This window comes from Actinosynnema sp. NPDC023658, assembly GCF_040639995.1.
In the GTDB taxonomy this organism is placed as follows: domain Bacteria; phylum Actinomycetota; class Actinomycetes; order Mycobacteriales; family Pseudonocardiaceae; genus Actinosynnema.
The window spans coordinates 21,035-38,893 of sequence record NZ_JBFAAX010000018.1; the positions used below are offsets into that span (position 1 = coordinate 21,035).

A 17,859-nucleotide genomic window follows, 5' to 3' on the forward strand; every position below is an offset into this window, starting at 1 on the left:
GAAGGGCGCGGGGTGAAATCGGGACGCCGACGATCAGCTCTCCGGGGTGCCGGACGCGTTCACCACCGCGTCGCGCAGGGCCGCGCGGAGGCGTCCCACCTCCAACGGCGTCAGCACGGCCGCCTCGCCCGGCGGCACGGTCACGACGACGTGCCCCTGGCTGACGAAGACGGTCATGTCGCGGCGACGTGACGCGATGTCGCGGCAGGTGATCTGCCACTCCTTGCCAGTACTCACGGCCCCCAACCTCCAGCTGTCTCGACGCGGTGTGCTCGGACCGACCCGGGCGCTCCCGGGGGAGGGACGCGCGCGGTGTGGTGCCATGACGGGGAACCGTCGGGCGACCGCGCCGAGCTGTCGACAGCGTCGCACGCAGTCATCACCGCAGTCACCTGGATGGGTGAGAAAAGCTTGGACTGCAACGGATCGTGATAATCGGGCCGCGGCAGCGGTCAGGGCGTCACAGGCAGGAGCCGCTGTCGGGGCCGTGGTCGAACGTGATCAGGCGGCGCAGCAGCGTGTGCAGCGCGCGGTTCTCCTCGGGCGTCAGCTCGGCGGTGAACTCCCGTTCCACCTCGACGTGCAGCGCGTCGACCTCGCGCTGGACGGCCCGTCCCCGCTCGGTGATCGCGGCCACGCGGACGCGCCGGTCGTGGGGATCGGGCTTGCGCACCACCAGGCCTGCGCGCTCCAACCGGTCCAGCTCGGCCGTCAGCGTGGTCTTGTCCAGGCCGAGCGCGTGGCCGAGCGCGAGCTGCGTGCGCCGGAACTCCTCGCTGACCAGCGCGGTCAGCACGACCTGGCCGCGCGTGGTGATGCCGTGCCGCCCCGCCGCCTCCTGCGCGACCGCGCCCAGCTTCTGCGCCGCGCGGTGCAGCAGCCAGTTGAGGCCCGTTCGGCTGGTGCAGTCGCCGTCGGCGGGGTGGTCCATGCCGCAATCATACGCGGAGGTAGGATATTCTCAGCTCGGAACATCTTGACTCGGAACGAAAAAGCTCATAAGTTCTCGATCGGGAGGTTCCTTCGGGTGGCGGACCGTCAGGGGGTCGGCCCGTCACCCGAAGGGGTGCGGTTTCCACGGCTGGGACACTCTTCTCATGGTGGAGCCGATCGCCGCGGTCGTGATGCGTGCCGCCGAGTTGACCGCTCGTGGTCTGCCGCACCAGGCGATCGACCTGCTCCGGCCCGCTCTCGCGGTGAACCCCCTGCACGGTGAGGCGTGGTGCCGGCTCGCCGCCGCCCACCTCGACGCGGGGGAGCCGGATCCGGCGCTGAACGCGGCCAAGCGCGCGCTGGTCCTCGACGGCGACGCGGTGTGGGCCCAGCGGTTGACCGCGTTGGCGTTGAGCGAACTCGGCCGCCACCGCGAAGCCGTGGTCGCGGCACGGGAGTGCGCGCGGCGCAAGCCCGGCGACTGGCGCTGCCAGGTCGTGCTGGCCGAGGTGCTGGCGAACACGTCCGACGGGCAGCGGGAAGCCGTGGAGGTCGCGCGCGAGGCCGCGCACCTCGCGCCGACGGAGGCCCGCGCGTTCCAGGTGCTGGGTGACGCCGCGCTGCGCGTGCGCGACTGGGGCACGGCCGAACGCGCCTACCGCACCGCGTTGCGCCTCGACCCGACCGACGACGACGTGCGCGCCAACCTCACCACCGTGCGGCGCAAACGGGGTGGCGCACCGATGCCGCCGCCGTCCCGCGAAGCCCTGCACGCCGCCCACGTCCTGGTCTGGCCGACGTTGTCCCGGCTCGCCGCCCTGCTCGTCGCGGGCGGGTTGATCCTGCTGCTGGCGGGCATGCCGAAGCCGACGCCGCTGCTCGGCTGGTTCTCCGGACTGCTCGTCGTCGCCTGCCTGGCCGTCGTGGGGCTGCCGCTGCTGCGGGCCGGGGGCGCGGTCCGGCGGGCCGTGGTGCGGCTGCCCCTGCACCGGCCGAAGGTCGCTGTGACGGTGGCGATGTTCGGGCTGTCCGCGCTGGTCCTCCTCGGCTGGACGGTCGCGCTCCTCCTCGGCGCGACCACGATGCAGCCGCTCGTGGTCGCCTGGCTGTGTGCCCTGGTGGGCGGAGCGGTCGTCGTGCTCGGCGGCGGTCGCTAACCTGGACGCCGGGGAGGAGGGCCGATGACCCGACGCGCGTTGCTCGCGATCCTGGCGATGATCGCGGGTGTCGTGGTGCTCGGACCAGGCCCGACCACACCCGTCGACGCCGTCGCGGTCGCGGTCTCCTCGACCGCGGACGTCGCCCACCTGCCCGGCACGGCCGCCCGCGGCGCCAACGCCGCCCACCCGGTGCAGGTCCACGCCGGTCAACCGCTGGACGGCGTCCAGCCACCCGTCCACGCCACGCCCGCGCCGCCGGTGCGGGCGGACGTCGTCGACCCGACCCACCGCACGCCCGAGCGCGACGGCCGCACGCCGCTGGGTGAACGCGCACCGCCCCCGACCTCCGGTAGCTGAACCCACCCCGTTCACCTCACCCGGAGGTTCCTCCGCCATGCCGCGCCCCAGCGCGCGGCGAGCGCTACTCGTCCGCGGGCTGATTGCCCTCGGCGTGCTCGCCGCGTCCACGTTCACCCTGCTCACCGTCTCGCCGCGCCTCGGTCTCGACCTGCGCGGCGGCACCCGGATCGTTCTGGAAACCCCGTCCGAAGCGACCTCCGACGCCACCGACCGGGCCATGGAGGTGCTGCGCCACCGGGTCGACGAGCTCGGCGTGGCCGAGCCCGTGCTGGCCCGCTCCGGCGACCACCGCATCGTCGTGGAGCTGCCCGGCGTGCAGGACCCGACCGAGGCCATCGACGTGCTCGGCCGCACCGCCCAGCTGTGGGTGCAGCCGGTGACCGGCCCCGGCGACGTGCCCACCCCCGAGGGTGACGCGGTCGGCCTCGGCCCGGCCGTGATGACCGGCGAGGGCATCGAGGACGCCCGCGCCACCCCGAACCCCCAGGGCGTCGGCCACCTGGTCACCGTCGACTTCCAGGGCGACGCCCCGCAGGCGTGGCAGCGGGTGACCGCCGAGGCCGCGTGCTCACCACCGGGTGACTACCGGCGGCGGGTGGCGTTCGTGCTGGACGGCGAGGTCGTGTCCGCGCCGCAGGTTGATCCGTCGGTCGTGTGCGGCACCGGCATGATCGGCGGCAGCACGCAGATCACCGGTCGGTTCGCCCAGGCCGAGGCCGAGGAGCTGGCGCTGGTGATCCGCTCCGGCGCGCTGCCCGTGCCGGTCGAGGTGGTCGAGCAGCGGACCGTCGGACCGACGCTCGGCGCGGAGGCGATCGAGGCCAGCGCCCGCGCGGCGGTCGTCGGCGTGGCCCTGACCGGGCTGTTCCTGCTCTTCACCTACCGGCTGGCCGGGTTCGTGGCCGTGCTGGCGCTCGGCGGTTACGCGGCCCTCGCGTACGCCGCGCTGCTCGCGGTCGGCGCCACCGTGACACTGCCCGGGTTGGCGGGGTTCGTGCTGGCCATCGGCATGGCAGTGGACGCCAACGTGCTGGTGTTCGAGCGTTCGCGCGAGGAGTTCGCGCGGCGCAAGCGCATGCCGCGTTCGGTGGACGAGGGGTTCCGCGGTGCGCTGAGCGCGGTCGCGGACTCCAACGTCACCACGTTGCTGGCCGCCGGGCTGCTGTTCTGGCTGGCCAGCGGTCCGGTGAAGGGCTTCGGCGTCACGTTGTCGATCGGTGTGCTGGCGTCGTTGTTCAGCGCGCTGGTGCTCAGCCGGGTGTTGTTGCAGCTCGCCATGCCGTTGCTGGAGCGGCGGCCGCGGTGGAGCGGGCTGCACTCGTTGGGCCGGGTCCGCACGTGGCTGGCCGGGCGCGGGATCGCGTTGTTCCGCCGACCCCGGCGCTGGCTGCTCGCCGCCGGGCTCGTGCTGCTGGTGGCGGTCGGCGGCCTGGTCGTGCGCGGGCTGGAGCTGGGCGTGGAGTTCACCGGCGGGCGGATGATCGAGTTCACCGCGTCCTCGGCGGACACCGGCAGGGTGCGGGCGGAGCTGGCGTCCGCCGGGTTCGGCGACGCGGTCGTCACGACCTCGGGCACCGACGGCCTGTCCGTGCGCACCGGCCCGATCGACTCGGCCGCCGCCGTGCGGCTGGGCGAGGCCGTCGACCGGGCGACCGGCGGCGCGGAGCAGGTGGCCAACGAGCTGATCGGCCCCAGCCTGGGCTCCGAGCTGCGGCGCAACGCCCTGATCGCGCTGGCGATCGCGGTGGCCGCGCAGCTGGTGTACCTGGCGGTGCGGTTCGACTGGCGGCTCGGCGTGGCCACCGTGGTCGCGCTGCTCACCGACGTGGTCGTGCTGGTCGGCGCGTTCGCGTGGCTGGGCAAGACGGCCGACGCCGTGTTCCTGGCCGCGCTGCTGACCGTCATCGGCTACTCGGTGAACGACTCGGTGGTGGTGTTCGACCGGGTGCGCGAGCTGCGGCGCACGCGTGAGCCGTTCCCCGATGTGATGAGTTCCGCGGTGCTGCAAACCCTGCCGCGGACGGTGAACACGGGCATCGGCGTGCTGTTCGTGCTGGCCGCGCTGCTCGTGCTCGGTGACGGGTCGCTGGCCGACTTCTCCACCGCGCTGCTGATCGGCCTGGTCGCCGGTACGGTCTCGACCGTGGTGACCGCGGCACCGGTGGCGGTCGTGCTGGAGGACCGATGAACACAGGCCACGCGCTGCTCGCGGTCGGCGGGGCGTTCCTCGCGTCCGGTGTCATCGCCCGGGCGGGAGTCCGCATAGGACTGCCCACCATCCCGCTGTTCATGGTGGCGGGCATCCTGTTCGGGCCGAACACGCCCGGCCTGTCGCTTGTGGACGACCCGGCGGACATGGCCGTCCTGTCCGGGCTCGGCCTGGTGTTCCTGCTGTTCTACCTCGGCCTCGAGTTCTCGGTGGACGACCTGGTGTCCGGCGGGCGCAAGCTGGCGCTCGCGGGCGCCGGCTACCTGGTGCTCAACATCGGCGGCGGGCTCGCGTTCGGGTTCGCGCTCGGCTGGGGCACCCGCGAGGCGCTGGTGATCGCCGGCGCGATCGGCATCTCGTCCTCGGCCATCGTGACGAAGCTGCTGGTCGAGTCGCGGCGGCTGCGCAACCCCGAGTCGCGGCTCGTGATGGGCATCATCGTCATCGAGGACGTGTTCCTCGCGCTGTACCTGGCGGTCCTGCAACCCGTGCTCAGCGGCACGTCCGGCGTGCGCGCCCTGTTGGACTTCGGCAAGGCGTTCGCGTTCCTGCTGGTGCTGGCCGCCATCGCCCGGTGGGGCGGCCGGGTCGTGACCAGGCTGTTCCACTCGGCCGACGACGAGCTGCTGGTCGTGTGCTTCGTCGGGGTGGCGGTGACCGGTGCGGCGGTCGCGCACGAGCTGGGCGTGTCCGACGCGATCGGCGCGTTCATGATCGGCGCGGTGCTGGGCGGCTCCGGCGTCGCGCCCCGCGTGCACAAGCTGGTCCTGCCGCTGCGGGACGCGTTCGGGGCGTTGTTCTTCTTCATCTTCGGGCTGAGCATCGACCCCGCCGCGGTGGGCACCGTCCTGCTGCCGGTCCTGGTGGCGGTCGCCGTCACGATCGTGCTGAACCTGGGCGCGGGCCTCTACGCGGCCAAGCTGCACTCGTTCGACCGGCAGCAGGCGGTCGACATCGGCCTGACCGTCCTGACCCGGGGCGAGTTCTCGCTGGTCCTGGCGTCGATGGCGGTGGCCGCCGACCTGGACGAACGCGTCGCGCCCTTCGTGGCCGAGTACGTGCTGCTGCTGGCCGTCATCGGACCGTTGGCCGTGCTGCGCTCGGACCGGCTCACCTGGCTGCTGCCGAAACGCGCGTTCGTGTAGCAAGGTGTGAGCCATGACCGGATTCGCCGCGTACCAGAACGAGATCTTCTGAGTGTGGTTCTGGCCGACCAGTCCTCTTCGGACTTGGTGCGCCTCTGACCAGCACGAACTCTCTCGTTATTTCTCGGCGGTTCTCGTGACCGCCCGACGTTGTACGGCCTGGTGACGGCCTGGAAATTGATCACCACACGGGCGCTGCCCTTGATGCGGACGACGCGTCAGGGACAGCGCCCGTCGTGCATTCGGGGCCTGGTGCTCATCGCCGGTGGCCTTCTCGATGGCAAGACGGCGCAGCCGTCGCGGCAGCCGATCGCCGTGCCCAGCCCGACCAAGCCGCGTGACCGCGCGATCGTCCCGACCGATGTTGCTCCCAAGCTGCTTGTGGTCGTGGCCTCGATGCTGGCGCGCCGCTCCCCAACCACGTGCACCGACTCCGCGCACGGCCGACGGGCGGAGCGAAGCGGGAGCCCGGCGTGCCGGGATGCGGGGAGTCGGTGCCAACGTGCGCCGGACCTGCCGCGCGCTGCCGCTGGCGGCGCGCCTTGATCCCATAGAGCCAAATTCGGCACCTGACAGGGTAACTTCTGGTCATGCCTCCGCAGAGCGTGCTGGTTACCTTGCTGGTAGCAGGGATACCGGCCATTGCCGCTATCGCAGCCGCGATCGTCGCGGGCGTTTTCGCGTCGAGAACACGTCGGGCAGAGGGAGAAGCTCAAAGGGCTCGCGATCTCGAGAGTCGAATCTCGGATAGGAAGTACGCAATTTATGAGCCGATGATCAATCTCCTTAGCGATCTTCTTGGTGGGAGGAATGTTCCTGCGGAGACGTCTGCCGAAATCATTCAAAAAATGAAGGATTTTTCGACGTGGATCAGTATCTACGGGTCTGACGAATCTGTCCGGGCTTTTCATAACTGGATGCAAGCAATCTTTGCTTCGCCTCCGGTCGAGATTCAGCTCAGGTTGTACGGCGACTTTCTGGTGGCTGCCCGTAGGGATATTGGGTACGCGGACACCGAAGTTGGTCGACAACATCTTCTAGGTATGAGGATTAACGACATCTATAAATACCCGAATGTTATCGATCCATCTTTTAAAGAAGTTTGCGAGCGGGTCGGATGGCAGGCTCCTTGGCTCTCTGAAGATGTTGTTCCCCACCCCTTGGATCGGGTTGACCGAGTCTAGGATGAGTTCTACTCGCGTACGGATGACTGAATCAGGGCAAGTAGGTCATCTGCTATCCCGGGTGTGACTGCGACGGTATGTGCTGAATTGAGGCCGTGGTCGCTTCCGTCGCTGTCGAGTACTAGCGCTCCGGCTTCACGAGAGATCAGGACGCCTGCGGCAATGTCGTGAGCCTTGTTGGACAAGATTACTGTCCCGTCTATGCGACCGTCGGCAAGCCATGTCAGGTCGTGAGCGGCAGATCCAAACATTCTAATGCGCTCTACGTTGGTGGCAAGCTGTGCGGTCAACTTCATGCGTTGCCGGTTCTTACTGGTTGATCCTTCGCCAGTTGCGTAGTCACCGATGGCGATCATGGCTTTCGAGAGTTCGACCGTATCGCTGGTTCTAATGGCTCGTCCATTGACTTCCGTGCCATGTCCACGGGCGGCAACGTAGAGAAGGTCGGAGTACGGCAGTGCGATGGCGGCAACTATGGCCTGTCCCTCTTCGATGAGAGCCAGGGAGACGCCACAGAGTGGTACCCCGTGGACGAAGTTTGATGTGCCGTCGATTGGATCGAGTACCCAGCCGTGCGCGTTACCGTCGAATTGCTGGCCTCCGTCTTCCTCCTCGCCAGTGAAGTCGATTTCAGGTGTGGCGTCGGCCAGGTAGCTTCGTATTTTACTTTGGATTCGCACGTCTACGTCTGTGTAGGTGTCACGATCGGACTTCTCGATAACAGTTCGTGGACGCGTTGTCTTGATCAGGCTATTGCCGATCGCCACGGCCTTCTGTGCGATCGCGGCCAGCTGATCGAGCGGTCGCATCACGTGGTCTCCTTTGCGCGGTCCCACATGGACTCGAACACCTGCGAGAAGGTGCTGAACAGGCCGGGTGTCGCGTCGTCCTTCTCGATGACGAGGGTAGGGGATTCGACGCCTCGGGCGTCGGGCAAGTAGGGCTGGACCACGCACTTGGTCTGGTCGGTGATAAGGATGTTGTAGCGGAGTGGTTCGTCGTAGACGCGGATGTGAAGCTGGCCGCGTGCGTCGGGTGAGACCTTGGCTCCGACGCGGCGTAGGGCTTCGATGTTGAGGCGGGTGAGCATGGAGAGATGGCCTTCCGGTAGGCCTTCCTCCTGTTCGCGGGCGGTGATGTTGTGGCCGTTCGGGTCGAGGAAGAGCGCCTTGATGACGGTGCCGGTCTCGATCGAGTCCAAGAGGGCCTTGTCGGAGTACTGCTGGCACAGGACGTTGAGGGACAGGCCCGCGATGTCGATGGTCTTCGCGCCTTCGAAGAGGTCGCGTGGGGTGACGTTGTGCAGGAACTCGGTGCGGCTGGGGTAGACGGCGGTGACGTCGACCAGGCGGGCCTGTTGGGGCATCTGGACCGGGCGCGGTACGGGGTGGGTGGAGGCCTCGGGGCGTTGGGGTGGCGTGATGAGGCTGTCGGTGTCGCCCTCGTGTGGGGACAGGAGCTGTTCGGCGCTCCAGCCGGGGAACATCTTTTCGAGGATGCGGCAGTGGTCGGCGTAGGGCAGGCCGAGTAGGTCGCCGGAGAGCCAGCGGTAGAACTGGGCCTTGCTGGGGTAGCGGCCGATGAGGTCGGTGTCGAGTTGCTTGGCGACGCGGTCGTACTCCTTGCAGAAGGTGCGGTAGCCCTGCATGTGGCGTTGTCGGAGCAGGACTCTCAAGAGTGTGGACTCTGTGGCCATGTGGTCTCCCCCCACGTGGTTCCTTCGGCCGAGGCTAGCACCGGGACGAGACCAAGACGAGACAACTTGAGATCGACACGCGGCAGGTACGCGGCAGGTGAGACCGCTGCGGACCGGGGACGGGACCATTGGCCAACGAATCTGAATGGGCAGGCCGCGATACAGCGGCACCAGTCAGAGGAGTGAAGCTGATGGCGATCAGCAAGGGGTACCGGTTCCCTGTCTCGTTCGATGACGCGTTCCCTCAGGGCCTGGTGATGGTCGGGGAGGTCATGCCGGACACGGAGTACCAGACCCGCGACGAGAGGGCGGCCGGTCGGCCGGTGCGTCAGCGGGTGGACGAGGCGACCGGCAAGCGGCAGTGGAAGGTCACGGTCACCGACCCGCACGAGCCCAACGCCAAGCGCAAGAGCTTCGAGATCACGCTCTTGGCCGATGTTCAGCCGGTGCCAACCACCGGTGAGGTGTTGCCGGGGATGCGGCCGGTCGAGTTGGAAGGGCTGACGGCTGAGCCGCGCATCGCGGGCAACGGGGAGTTCAAGTACCAGTCGTTCCTGTTCCGGGCGACCGGGTTCCGGGCGGTGGGTCGGTCGGCTGGTTCGGCTCCGGCCGGTGGCAAGCCGAACAGCGGCGACGCCAAGGCCGCGTGAGCCGTGTCCGATCTTCAGCAACTGACCGTGCAGTGGCAGGCGGCGTACCGGGCCTACACGGAAGCGCACGAGGCGAACCGGTACGTCGCGGCCGATGACCCGGCGGCAGCGGCTCGGATCGCGCCGACCTACCGGCGGGTGGCGTGGTTGTGGCGGCAGCTCGCGGCGTTGGAGAGCACGCCCTGGTGGGCGAAGGCGGCGGCGCTGCACGCGGCCGAGACGTTCGACCACCAGGCCGACGTCAACGAACGCGTTGCGGGCGGCGACCGGCAGGCCGGTGGTCATCGCGTGCACGCGCCGGTCGAGGGGGTGGGCGGTCGTGGCGAAGACCAAGTCTGACCGGTGGGGGGCGGCGTACGCGGTGACGTTGCTCAAGGACGCCCACGAGGCGTTGACGCACCTGATGCCCGCGCCGGATGCGTCGCCTGAGGTGTGGCGGGAGTTCTACCTGCGGTCGGCCGAGGTGTACGCGCGGGTCGCAGAAGTTGATCGAGGTCACCACCACGAGGCGCTGTATTGGGCCAAGCGCGAGGGTGCCAAGGCTGAGGGGATCGAGTCGGATGAGCGTTGATCAGGCTGTGGAGCGGGGCCGTCGTCGGTCGAACGGGGTCGGTGGTCTGGCCCGTGTGGTGGGTGACGGCCTGCCGTTGGAGCAGTTGTCCGATGCCGGGTACACGCCGTTCATGTTCGAGGCGGTGATGCGTCAGCTCGTCGGCTACCCCCACGAGGAGTGGTCGTTGCGGTCCTTGGCACGGTCCGCGGAACTGTCGTACTCGGTGGTGCGCCACATCTGCAACGACCTGGTGGAACTGGGTCACGTGACCGTCGACCAGGAGCCGTTGCAGGGAGCGCTGTCCGTACACCGGCATCGGCTGTCGCCCGAAGGGCTCGCCTACTGGGGTGGGCCGGTCGTGGCGCACGACTGGTTGCGCGACGCGGACATGTGGCGTCATCCCCGTCTCGCCCCGGTGATGGGTTCGCGCCTGCCGCACGAGGACCGGGCGCGTGGTGCGCTGGTGGGCTACTCGTTCCCGGTGCTGTACCGGGTGGCCGATGCGCTGGTGCTCGTCCCGTCGCGGGCGTGGACGGTCGAGGACCTGGTGACGGCGGCGGGCGCGTCCGAGGGGATGGTGCGTCTGGCCTGTCGGGATCTGGTCGCGGCCGGTCATGCCACGGGTCACGAGTGGCGGGAGGACGGCGGGGAGGGCCGTGAGGAGACGCGATTCAAGATCACACTCGGCGGTCTCGCGGCCTGGTTGCGCTGGATGCCCGACCCGTTGGACTACTAGCTAGCCGGTGATGCGGGCGGGCATCGGATGCGGCGGTGTCCGCCTGCACTGGCGAGTGACAACTGAAGACGATCACTGACCTGTCGGTCGTGGTCGTCGGTGAACGGACCTCAAGTCTTGGCGGGCCTGGAGCAGTTCACCGACGACGCATCGACCGGTCATTCTCGCGCGCTTTTGTTGACACACAAGGGGTTCCGGTCATGTCAAGGCTATCGGTACGTGGGGGCGGTGCGTCAAGTCGGCGTGTTGCCCCGTCTGTGTGGAAGTTGTCGAACGGTCGCCCCTGCGGGGCGTGCAAGCGGTTCGGGGTCTACGCGCCCAACCAGCTCGTGTGCTGTTCGTGCCTGGGGTGGCTGCCGCTGGTCTTTGCCCCGGTGGGGCGGGCGTGATGGGCGGCAAGTGGGTGGACCCGGCTCCGTTCGAGGGTGTGCGGCCTCGGGTGCCGTGGTGGGCGCTGGTGCCCGGTAAGGCGAAGTGGCTGGCCCTGCTGGTGGTCGCAGTGTGGCTGGGCCTGGTCGGCGTCGTGCGCCTGGTGCTCGTTGTCGTCCGGTATCCGGTGGTCACGTTGGTGCCGGTGTCGGCGGCCTGGTGCTGGTGGCGGTTCGGGCTCTCGCCGCTGGTGCTGGCGTTGTTGTCGCTGGTCGCTGCCCTGACCATCTGGGCCGGATTGGATCGCGGGTCGTTCTTGAGGCACGGCTGGTACCGGCTGCTGACCGAGTGGCGACGCGCCACCGTGTACGTGCCCCGGTGGCGGTCGGTGATGCGCCTTGCCGACCTGGCCAAGCGGGACCGGGGGCGTGAGTTCCGGCCGAAACTGCGGCGGGTCCGGTCGGACGGCTGGCGGGACCGGGTCCGGGTGCGGATGGTGCCTGCCCAGTCGCCGGAGGCGTGGGAGCTGCGCCGGGATGGCTTGGCGCACTCGTTCGGCGCTCACTCGTGCCGGGTCCGGGTGCTGCGGCCTCGGGCGATCGAGCTGGACTTCGTCCACCGTGACCCGCTGCTGCGCCCCCTGACCGTGCCCGCGCTGGCGGATGCCGAGGTGGATCTCAAGCGGGTGGTGGTGGGCAGGACGGAGACGGGCAAGCCGTGGCGACTGCGGTTGCTCGGGTCTCAGGTGCTCGTGGTCGGCGTGCCTGGTGCGGGCAAGGGCTCGGTGCTCTGGTCGCTGGTCTGGCAGCTCGCTCCGGCCATCCGGACGGGGTTGGTGCAGCTCGTGGGGATCGACCCGAAGGGCGGGATGGAACTCGGTCAATGTCCCGACGCCTTCGATCGGGTCGTGTACGACAACGGACCGGAAGCCGTTGCGCTGCTTGAGGAAATCGCCGCAGAGGTCAAGGAGCGGGCGACGCGGTACCGGGGTGTACGGCGGTTGTGGGCGCGGTCGACGGGAGAGCCGTTCACGGTCCTGGTGGTGGACGAGCTGGCGGACCTGATCGCCTACCAGCCGGACAAGCAGCTCCGCGAACGAGCCGTGCGGGCTATCCAGACGATCACCTCACAGGGCCGCGCACCCGGCTACGCCGTCGTGGGCCTCGTGCAGGACCCGCGTAAGGAGGTCGTCGGGTTCCGGCACTTGTTCAGCACCCGCGTGGCGCTGCGCCTGGATGAGCCGCAACAGGTGGACATGGTCCTCGGTGATGGCGTCCGGCAGCGCGGCGCGGCGGCCCATGAGATCAGCGAGAACACGCCCGGCGTCGCGTGGGTCAAGCACGACGGGCAGCGGGAACCGGAACGGGCTCGGGCCTTCCACGTCACCGACGCCGACCTTGTCGAGCTTGGCGTCTACCTGGCTAACGCGACTGTGCACGACTTCCCCAATCAACCGGGCGGCACCGAAGGGAGGACGGCGGCATGAGCGGCGAGACTCGCGCGGAGCGAATGCGTCAGCCCATCGCCCTGGACGTGGCCAAGGCTGCCGCCGAGAAGTACGGCGTCTGCGTCCGGCCCTTCACGATGGAAGTGGAGGACCGGGCCACCTTCGAAGTCCGCTACGTGGCAGTGCCCTGCGGGTCGACGGTCGAGAGCGTGTGTGCGCCGTGCGCCAAGAAGGCCAAGGCGTTGCGGATGGCCCAGTGCCGCGAGGGCTGGCACATGGCCGAGGAACCCGACTTCACCCCTGACCGGCCGACTGAAGACCAGAAGGAGCTGCTGACGTTCCGGGCCGATCTGGTCAAGGCGTACCGGGAGGCGGTCGAGGTTGCGGCGGCGGGTGACGCTGACGAGCTGCGGGAGGAGATCCACAGCGTCGATGCGGAACTTCGGCAACTCGGCGTCCGGGGTCGCTTCCCCTCGCCCGACGCACCGGGCAGGCGGCCGGTGAAGCGGTCGACCAAGCGTCGGCAGGACGCGCCGAACCTGCCTCGGCGGCGCGTGGAGAAGCGCACGGTGGGCCGGGAGTACGCGGGAGGATTCCGGCCCTCGATGTTCGTCACGCTCACCCTCGACACCTACGGGCGGGTGTGGGACGACGGGACTCCGGTCGATCCGGACACCTACGACTACCGGCGGGCGGCTCGGGACGCGGTGCACTTTGCCTCCCTGGTCGACCGGTGGTGGCAGAACCTGCGGCGGGTCGTCGGCTGGGACGTGCAGTACTTCGCCACGGTCGAGCCACAGAAGCGAGCGGCGCCACACCTGCACGCGGCAATCCGCGGTTCGATCCCGCACGGGACCATCCGGCTCGTCACGGCGGCCACCTACCACCAGGTGTGGTGGCCCAACCACGACGAACGGGTCTACAGCGGTGACCACCTGCCGGTCTGGGACGCACGGGCCGAAGCGTTCGTTGACCCCGACACGCGTGAGCCGCTGACGGCCTGGGCGGATGCGGTCGAGGCCATTGACGAACCGGCGCACGTGGTGACCTTCGGGCGTCAGGTGCACTCCAAGGGCATCCTCGGCGGCTCGGAAGAGGCCGGACGCCACATCGGCTACCTGACCAAGTACCTCACCAAGTCCATCGGTGAAGTGGTCGAGCAGACCACCGACCGGCAGCGCAGGCACGCCGACCGACTGGCGGACGAGCTGGCCGTGACGCCCTGCTCCGACCGCTGCCCGGTCTGGTTGCTCTACGGCGTACAACCGCGTGGCGTCGGCTCTCGGACCACTCCGGGCCACTGCAAGGGACGTGCGCACCGCCGCACCACGCTCGGCCTGCCGGGTCGGCGGGTGCTGGTGTCGCGGAAGTGGTCGGGCAAGACGCTGGCCGACCATCGCGCTGACCGGAAGCGCTTCGTCATCGAGGCACTGAAAGCGGTGGGCATCGAGAAGCCGGAACCCGACACGTCACAGCTCGTCTGGCACAAGGTCCGGCCAGGCGACCCCAACGTGCCACCACGCGCGCACCAGCTCATGCACGCCATCGCAGAACGAACGCGGTGGAAGGCGGAGTACGACCGGGCAATGCTCGCGGCCGGTGAACCTCCGGATCTTTCCACAACTTCGCTAGCAGCTTGACAACCGTGGGGGGAAGTCATGACTGAAATCGAACCGCTCTGGGGTGTGGACGAGGTATCGGCGTTCCTCGGCGTTCCGGTCAAAACCCTTTACCAGTGGAAGTGGCAGCGCATCGGGCCGCCCGTGAAGAAGGTGGGGAAGTACCTCCGATACGTCCCGGCCAAGGTGCGGGCGTGGGCTGACCAAGCGGACGAGAACGCCGCCTGATCTTCGGTAATTCGATCGACAGGAGAAGACTGTCATGGGGCACATCCAAGACCGCTGGTGGCGGCCGAAGTCGGACGAGTCCGGCAAGCCTGTACTCGACGGCAAGGGTAAGCCGCTACGGGAGAAGACGGAACTCCACGGTGTCGGGATGCGGTACAAGGTCCGTTACGTCGATCCGTCAGGCCAAGAGCGGAGCAAGAGCTTTCCGGACAAGCAGCGCGGTGCGGCTGAGGCGTTCCTGCTCAAGGTCGAGAACGAGAAGCGCACCGGTACGTACCTCGATCCGGAGGCGGGCAGGGTGTCCTTCCGCGTCTACGCGGACGCATGGCTGCAAGACCAAGCGTTCGACGGCAGTACGCGGAACGCTGTAGAGCGCAGGTTGAAGAAGCTGGTTTACCCGTACATCGGTGACAGGGAGATTGGTTCGATTCTTCCGACGCATATCCGTGCTTGGCTGCGTGCCTTGCAGCAGAAGAAGCTTGCCGGTGGAACGCGTGCGGTCACGTTCGTCCACGTCTCGGCGATCTTCAACGCTGCGATCGATGACAAGAAGATCGGCGAGAACCCGTGCAAGGCCAAGAGCGTGAGTCGACCGCAGCCGGACAAACGCAAGATCGTTCCTTGGTCGGCGGGCAAGCTGGCGGCTGTCCGGCTCGCGTTGACGGCCAAGTACAAGATCGTCGTTCCGCTCGCGGCTGGTTGCGGCCTGCGTCAGGGCGAGGTCTTCGGGCTTTCGATGGACGATGTCGACCGCGACGAAAAGGTGCTGCACGTTGTTCGGCAAGTGCGCGTCGTGGACAACGTGCAGGTGTTCGCGCCTCCCAAGGGCGGCAAGGAGAGGGACGTGCCCCTGCCGGACAGCGTCCTGCGGGACCTCGATGCCTACGTCGAGGAGTTCCCGCCGGTCGAGGTGACCTTGCCGTGGAAGGAACCGGATGGAGAACCGGAGACGGTCTCGCTGATCTTGGTCAACAAGGACGGCAACCCGATCCGGCGGGACGGGTTCAACCAGTACGTGTGGACGCCCGCCCTCGATCGGGCGAAGGTCACGCGGGTGCCGCAGCAGGACGGGATGCACGCCCTGCGGCACTTCTACGCCTCGGTGCTCCTGGACGCTGGCGAGTCGATCAGGGCGCTCGCCGAGTGGCTGGGGCACTCCGACCCGGCCTTCACGATGCGGGTCTACACGCACCTCCTGCCCTCCAGCAGTGATCGCACCCGAAAGGCGGTCGATCGTGTGCTTGCGGGGGAGGTGGACGAGCACGAGCATGATCCGCAGACCGACGACGCGGACGGTTCCGCAGACGGCCTGTAGACGGCCTGAGCGGGGGATGGGGTGCAAAGTGGCTGGTCAGTTCGCTGCCTACCAGAACGAGATCTACCTGCAGGGCCTGGCGGGCGCCGTGCCGCCGTTCACCACCGACCCCGAGGGGTTGGAGGCGTCCGCCCGGGAACGGCTCGGGCCCGGGCCGTTCTGGTACGTGGCGGGTGCGGCCGGTGCCGGGGCGACGGCGCGGGCCAACCGGGAGGCGTTCGACGACTGGCGGATCGTGCCGCGGATGCTCACCGACGCCACCGAGCGGCACCTCGGGACGTCGTTGCTGGGCACGGAGATGCCCGCGCCGGTGCTGCTCGCGCCGGTCGGCGTGCAGTCGATCCTGCACCCGGACGGTGAGCTGGCGACCGCCCGTGCCGCGGCGGAGCTCGGGGTGCCGTTCGTGCTGTCCACCGCGTCCTCGCACACGATCGAAGAGGTCGCCGAGGCCGCCGGTGACGCGGCCCGCTGGTTCCAGCTCTACTGGCCGAACGACCCGGACGTGGCCGCCAGCATCCTCGACCGGGCGCGCAAGGCCGGGTACCGGGTCCTCGTCGTCACGCTCGACACGTGGACCCTCGCCTGGCGTCCGCACGACCTCGACCGGTCCTACCTGCCGTTCCTGCGCGGCATCGGCACGGCGATCCCGTTCTCCGACCCGGCGTTCCGGGCGGGGCTCGCCGCGTCACCCGAGGAGGACATGCCGATGGCGATCCTGCGGTGGGTGCAGCTGTTCACCGGCACCGACAAGTCGTGGGACCGGCTGTCGTTCCTGCGCGAGCACTGGGACGGGCCGATCGTGCTCAAGGGCATCCAGCACGTCGACGACGCGCGCAAGGCCGTGGACGCGGGTGTGGACGGCATCGTCGTGTCCAACCACGGCGGGCGGCAGGTGGACGGCGCGGTCGGGTCGCTGGAGGTGCTGCCGGAGATCGCGGACGCCGTCGGTGAGCAGGTCGAGGTGCTGTTCGACTCCGGCATCCGCAGCGGCGCGGACATCCTCAAGGCGCTCGCGCTGGGCGCGAAGGCCGTGCTCGTCGGCCGGCCGTTCGCCTACGGCCTGGCCCACGGCGGTCAGGTCGGTGTCCGGCACGTGCTGCGCAGCCTGCTCGCGGACTTCGACCTGACCCTGGGCCTGTCCGGGCACCGCAGCCCGGCCGAGCTCAACCGCGAGGCGCTGCGTCGGCGCTGAGCTGCCGCACCCGGTTCTGCAGGGTGGTGAAGTCGGCCGGCTGCACGGTGATCCACGGGGTCCCGTCGCCGCCGGTCGTCTTCGCCGACAGGTAGCGGCCGGTGATCGTGTCGAAGTACGTCAACGGCGCCGCGCACCGCTGCTTGCGCCCGAACCGGTCACGCCGCGCGGCGTACAGCTGACCGCCACCGGTGCGCTGCTCGGCCAGCAGCTTGCGCAGCTGCTGCACCTCGGTCACGTACGTCCCGGTGGGCCTGCTGGCCTGCAGGAACGACCCGCCGTCCTCGTCCGGCCGGGGCTGGCGCGGTTTGTCGCTCAACGCGTCCGCGGGCAGCGAGAGCACCCCGCCGCGCCCCGGCTTGGCCTCCGGCAGCGCCGACACCAGGGACTGCACCGCGTCCTCGACCCGCACCGGCTCCAGCACGAAGTGCTTGTCGTCCCGCAGCACCACGCGCAGCGCGTCGTCGCCGGACTGCGCCACCAGGGCGGTGCGCGTCCCGCCGTCGCCCTGGTTGAAGAACGCGTAGTACTCGGTGCTCGCCTCCGCGATCAGGCGCAGCGACCGGCCCAGGTCGGCGTGCACCTGCCGGCCGCGGGCCAGGCCGAGCCGTTCCAGCTCGGCCCAGCCGCGACGGGCGAGGTCCGCCAGTCCCGTGACGTCACCCTCGGCCAGCCGGTCCCCGTCGAAGTCGACCTGGGCCAGCAGCGCGTTGTGCAACGTCGGCAGACCCTCGGCCTGCCAGGCGTTGTAGAGCGCGACGACCGGGACGGCCACCCTGGTGCGCAGCACTTCTCCCCCTGGTTCCGCTATTCACCGATGACCGGCGGTGCCACCATCGTGCCGTCGCCGAAGATGTCCTCGGTCTCCTGCAGGTAGGACGCGGACTTGTGCTCCTTGTCCTCGTCACCCTGGCCGCGCGCACCGCCGCCGCCCATGCCCGCACCCGCGCCACCGGCGCCCGGACCACCGCGACCGGCCGAGCCACCGGGCCCGAACCCGCCCGAGCCACCGGGGCCGAAGCCGCCGCGGCCCTCGCCGTGGCCCATCGCGCCGGACGTGCCG

The 17,859-nt window shown here is 69.2% G+C and carries 19 protein-coding genes and 1 pseudogene; 14 read left to right on the top strand and 6 right to left on the bottom strand.

Features of this window, described 5'->3' with window-relative positions:
* Positions 1–33 precede the first annotated feature (33 nt).
* Together AB0G02_RS04355 and AB0G02_RS04360 are read right to left on the bottom strand one after the other, a co-directional pair.
* The gene (locus tag AB0G02_RS04355; RefSeq protein ID WP_360789148.1) at positions 34–237 is read right to left on the bottom strand and encodes a hypothetical protein; all 204 of its coding nucleotides are present in this window, start codon (positions 235–237) and stop codon (positions 34–36) included.
* Positions 238–460: 223 nt separating this feature from the next.
* The gene (locus AB0G02_RS04360; protein WP_360789151.1) at positions 461–931 is read right to left on the bottom strand and encodes a MarR family winged helix-turn-helix transcriptional regulator; all 471 of its coding nucleotides are present in this window, start codon (positions 929–931) and stop codon (positions 461–463) included.
* A gap of 166 nt (positions 932–1,097) precedes the next feature.
* On the opposite strand from AB0G02_RS04360, the gene AB0G02_RS04365 reads away from it, so the two are divergent.
* The 5 genes from AB0G02_RS04365 to AB0G02_RS04385 all read left to right on the top strand — a co-directional run bounded on the left by AB0G02_RS04365 (position 1,098) and on the right by AB0G02_RS04385 (position 6,991).
* Positions 1,098–2,090 (top strand): tetratricopeptide repeat protein, encoded by a 993-nt coding sequence (locus AB0G02_RS04365; protein WP_360789154.1) that lies wholly within the window; start codon positions 1,098–1,100, stop codon positions 2,088–2,090.
* 24 nt (positions 2,091–2,114) lie between these two features.
* A complete protein-coding gene (locus tag AB0G02_RS04370) occupies positions 2,115–2,450 on the top strand; it encodes a hypothetical protein (protein ID WP_360789157.1) in 336 nt (111 codons plus the stop codon).
* Between the two features lie 37 nt (positions 2,451–2,487).
* Positions 2,488–4,641: a protein translocase subunit SecD gene (gene secD / locus AB0G02_RS04375; protein ID WP_360789160.1), complete on the top strand. Its 2,154-nt coding sequence runs from the start codon at positions 2,488–2,490 to the stop codon at positions 4,639–4,641.
* Complete coding sequence (locus tag AB0G02_RS04380) at positions 4,638–5,807, top strand: cation:proton antiporter (RefSeq protein ID WP_360789163.1); 1,170 nt, start codon at positions 4,638–4,640, stop codon at positions 5,805–5,807. Before secD ends, AB0G02_RS04380 begins: the two co-directional genes overlap by 4 nt.
* Positions 5,808–6,397: 590 nt before the next feature.
* Complete coding sequence (locus AB0G02_RS04385) at positions 6,398–6,991, top strand: hypothetical protein (protein ID WP_360789166.1); 594 nt, start codon at positions 6,398–6,400, stop codon at positions 6,989–6,991.
* Between the two features lie 8 nt (positions 6,992–6,999).
* Here AB0G02_RS04385 and AB0G02_RS04390 read toward each other — a convergent pair whose 3' ends face one another.
* Positions 7,000–7,800, bottom strand: coding sequence for an inositol monophosphatase (locus AB0G02_RS04390; RefSeq protein WP_360789207.1), 801 nt, complete (start codon positions 7,798–7,800; stop codon positions 7,000–7,002).
* Positions 7,800–8,687: a DUF5919 domain-containing protein gene (locus AB0G02_RS04395; RefSeq protein WP_360789168.1), complete on the bottom strand. Its 888-nt coding sequence runs from the start codon at positions 8,685–8,687 to the stop codon at positions 7,800–7,802. The genes AB0G02_RS04390 and AB0G02_RS04395 overlap by 1 nt, the downstream gene beginning before the upstream one ends.
* A 191-nt stretch (positions 8,688–8,878) precedes the next feature.
* Here AB0G02_RS04395 and AB0G02_RS04400 point away from each other — a divergent pair, with 191 nt between their 5' ends.
* The 9 genes from AB0G02_RS04400 (at position 8,879) to AB0G02_RS04440 (ending at position 16,796) form a co-directional block, all read left to right on the top strand.
* Positions 8,879–9,337 (top strand): hypothetical protein, encoded by a 459-nt coding sequence (locus AB0G02_RS04400; RefSeq protein ID WP_360789171.1) that lies wholly within the window; start codon positions 8,879–8,881, stop codon positions 9,335–9,337.
* Between the two features lie 3 nt (positions 9,338–9,340).
* Positions 9,341–9,676, top strand: coding sequence for a hypothetical protein (locus AB0G02_RS04405; RefSeq protein WP_360789174.1), 336 nt, complete (start codon positions 9,341–9,343; stop codon positions 9,674–9,676).
* The gene (locus AB0G02_RS04410; protein WP_360789176.1) at positions 9,657–9,908 is read left to right on the top strand and encodes an AMED_5909 family protein; all 252 of its coding nucleotides are present in this window, start codon (positions 9,657–9,659) and stop codon (positions 9,906–9,908) included. The genes AB0G02_RS04405 and AB0G02_RS04410 overlap by 20 nt, the downstream gene beginning before the upstream one ends.
* The gene (locus AB0G02_RS04415) at positions 9,898–10,626 is read left to right on the top strand and encodes a hypothetical protein (RefSeq protein WP_360789179.1); all 729 of its coding nucleotides are present in this window, start codon (positions 9,898–9,900) and stop codon (positions 10,624–10,626) included. The genes AB0G02_RS04410 and AB0G02_RS04415 overlap by 11 nt, the downstream gene beginning before the upstream one ends.
* 388 nt (positions 10,627–11,014) lie before the next feature.
* Entirely contained in the window at positions 11,015–12,481 is a 1,467-nt protein-coding gene (locus AB0G02_RS04420) for an FtsK/SpoIIIE domain-containing protein (RefSeq protein WP_360789182.1), read from the top strand.
* On the top strand, positions 12,478–14,082 hold the full coding sequence (locus AB0G02_RS04425; RefSeq protein WP_360789185.1) for a replication initiator: 1,605 nt from the start codon (positions 12,478–12,480) through the stop codon (positions 14,080–14,082). Before AB0G02_RS04420 ends, AB0G02_RS04425 begins: the two co-directional genes overlap by 4 nt.
* A gap of 18 nt (positions 14,083–14,100) precedes the next feature.
* Complete coding sequence (locus AB0G02_RS04430) at positions 14,101–14,289, top strand: helix-turn-helix domain-containing protein (RefSeq protein WP_360789187.1); 189 nt, start codon at positions 14,101–14,103, stop codon at positions 14,287–14,289.
* A 34-nt stretch (positions 14,290–14,323) separates the two neighbouring features.
* Positions 14,324–15,604: a tyrosine-type recombinase/integrase gene (locus tag AB0G02_RS04435; protein WP_360789190.1), complete on the top strand. Its 1,281-nt coding sequence runs from the start codon at positions 14,324–14,326 to the stop codon at positions 15,602–15,604.
* 28 nt (positions 15,605–15,632) lie between these two features.
* Positions 15,633–16,796: a lactate 2-monooxygenase gene (locus AB0G02_RS04440; protein ID WP_360789193.1), complete on the top strand. Its 1,164-nt coding sequence runs from the start codon at positions 15,633–15,635 to the stop codon at positions 16,794–16,796.
* On the opposite strand, the gene AB0G02_RS04445 is transcribed toward AB0G02_RS04440, so the two are convergent.
* Together AB0G02_RS04445 and AB0G02_RS04450 are read right to left on the bottom strand one after the other, a co-directional pair.
* A complete protein-coding gene (locus AB0G02_RS04445) occupies positions 16,768–17,586 on the bottom strand; it encodes an ESX secretion-associated protein EspG (RefSeq protein WP_360789196.1) in 819 nt (272 codons plus the stop codon). The two genes, AB0G02_RS04440 and AB0G02_RS04445, sit on opposite strands and share 29 nt — an antisense overlap.
* Positions 17,587–17,603: 17 nt before the next feature.
* Positions 17,604–17,859: pseudogene (locus AB0G02_RS04450) on the bottom strand (hypothetical protein); the annotation flags it as partial.

What these genes read in the sequence shown, in the direction of transcription:
- AB0G02_RS04360 (WP_360789151.1), bottom strand. Translation starts at nt 931, where the DNA reads ATGGACCACCCCGCCGACGGCGACTGCACCAGCCGAACGGGCCTCAAC.
- AB0G02_RS04365 (WP_360789154.1), top strand. Translation starts at nt 1,098, where the DNA reads ATGGTGGAGCCGATCGCCGCGGTCGTGATGCGTGCCGCCGAGTTGACC.
- AB0G02_RS04370 (WP_360789157.1), top strand. Translation starts at nt 2,115, where the DNA reads ATGACCCGACGCGCGTTGCTCGCGATCCTGGCGATGATCGCGGGTGTC.
- secD (WP_360789160.1), top strand. Translation starts at nt 2,488, where the DNA reads ATGCCGCGCCCCAGCGCGCGGCGAGCGCTACTCGTCCGCGGGCTGATT.
- AB0G02_RS04380 (WP_360789163.1), top strand. Translation starts at nt 4,638, where the DNA reads ATGAACACAGGCCACGCGCTGCTCGCGGTCGGCGGGGCGTTCCTCGCG.
- AB0G02_RS04385 (WP_360789166.1), top strand. Translation starts at nt 6,398, where the DNA reads ATGCCTCCGCAGAGCGTGCTGGTTACCTTGCTGGTAGCAGGGATACCG.
- AB0G02_RS04390 (WP_360789207.1), bottom strand. Translation starts at nt 7,800, where the DNA reads ATGCGACCGCTCGATCAGCTGGCCGCGATCGCACAGAAGGCCGTGGCG.
- AB0G02_RS04395 (WP_360789168.1), bottom strand. Translation starts at nt 8,687, where the DNA reads ATGGCCACAGAGTCCACACTCTTGAGAGTCCTGCTCCGACAACGCCAC.
- AB0G02_RS04400 (WP_360789171.1), top strand. Translation starts at nt 8,879, where the DNA reads ATGGCGATCAGCAAGGGGTACCGGTTCCCTGTCTCGTTCGATGACGCG.
- AB0G02_RS04415 (WP_360789179.1), top strand. Translation starts at nt 9,898, where the DNA reads ATGAGCGTTGATCAGGCTGTGGAGCGGGGCCGTCGTCGGTCGAACGGG.
- AB0G02_RS04420 (WP_360789182.1), top strand. Translation starts at nt 11,015, where the DNA reads ATGGGCGGCAAGTGGGTGGACCCGGCTCCGTTCGAGGGTGTGCGGCCT.
- AB0G02_RS04425 (WP_360789185.1), top strand. Translation starts at nt 12,478, where the DNA reads ATGAGCGGCGAGACTCGCGCGGAGCGAATGCGTCAGCCCATCGCCCTG.
- AB0G02_RS04430 (WP_360789187.1), top strand. Translation starts at nt 14,101, where the DNA reads ATGACTGAAATCGAACCGCTCTGGGGTGTGGACGAGGTATCGGCGTTC.
- AB0G02_RS04435 (WP_360789190.1), top strand. Translation starts at nt 14,324, where the DNA reads ATGGGGCACATCCAAGACCGCTGGTGGCGGCCGAAGTCGGACGAGTCC.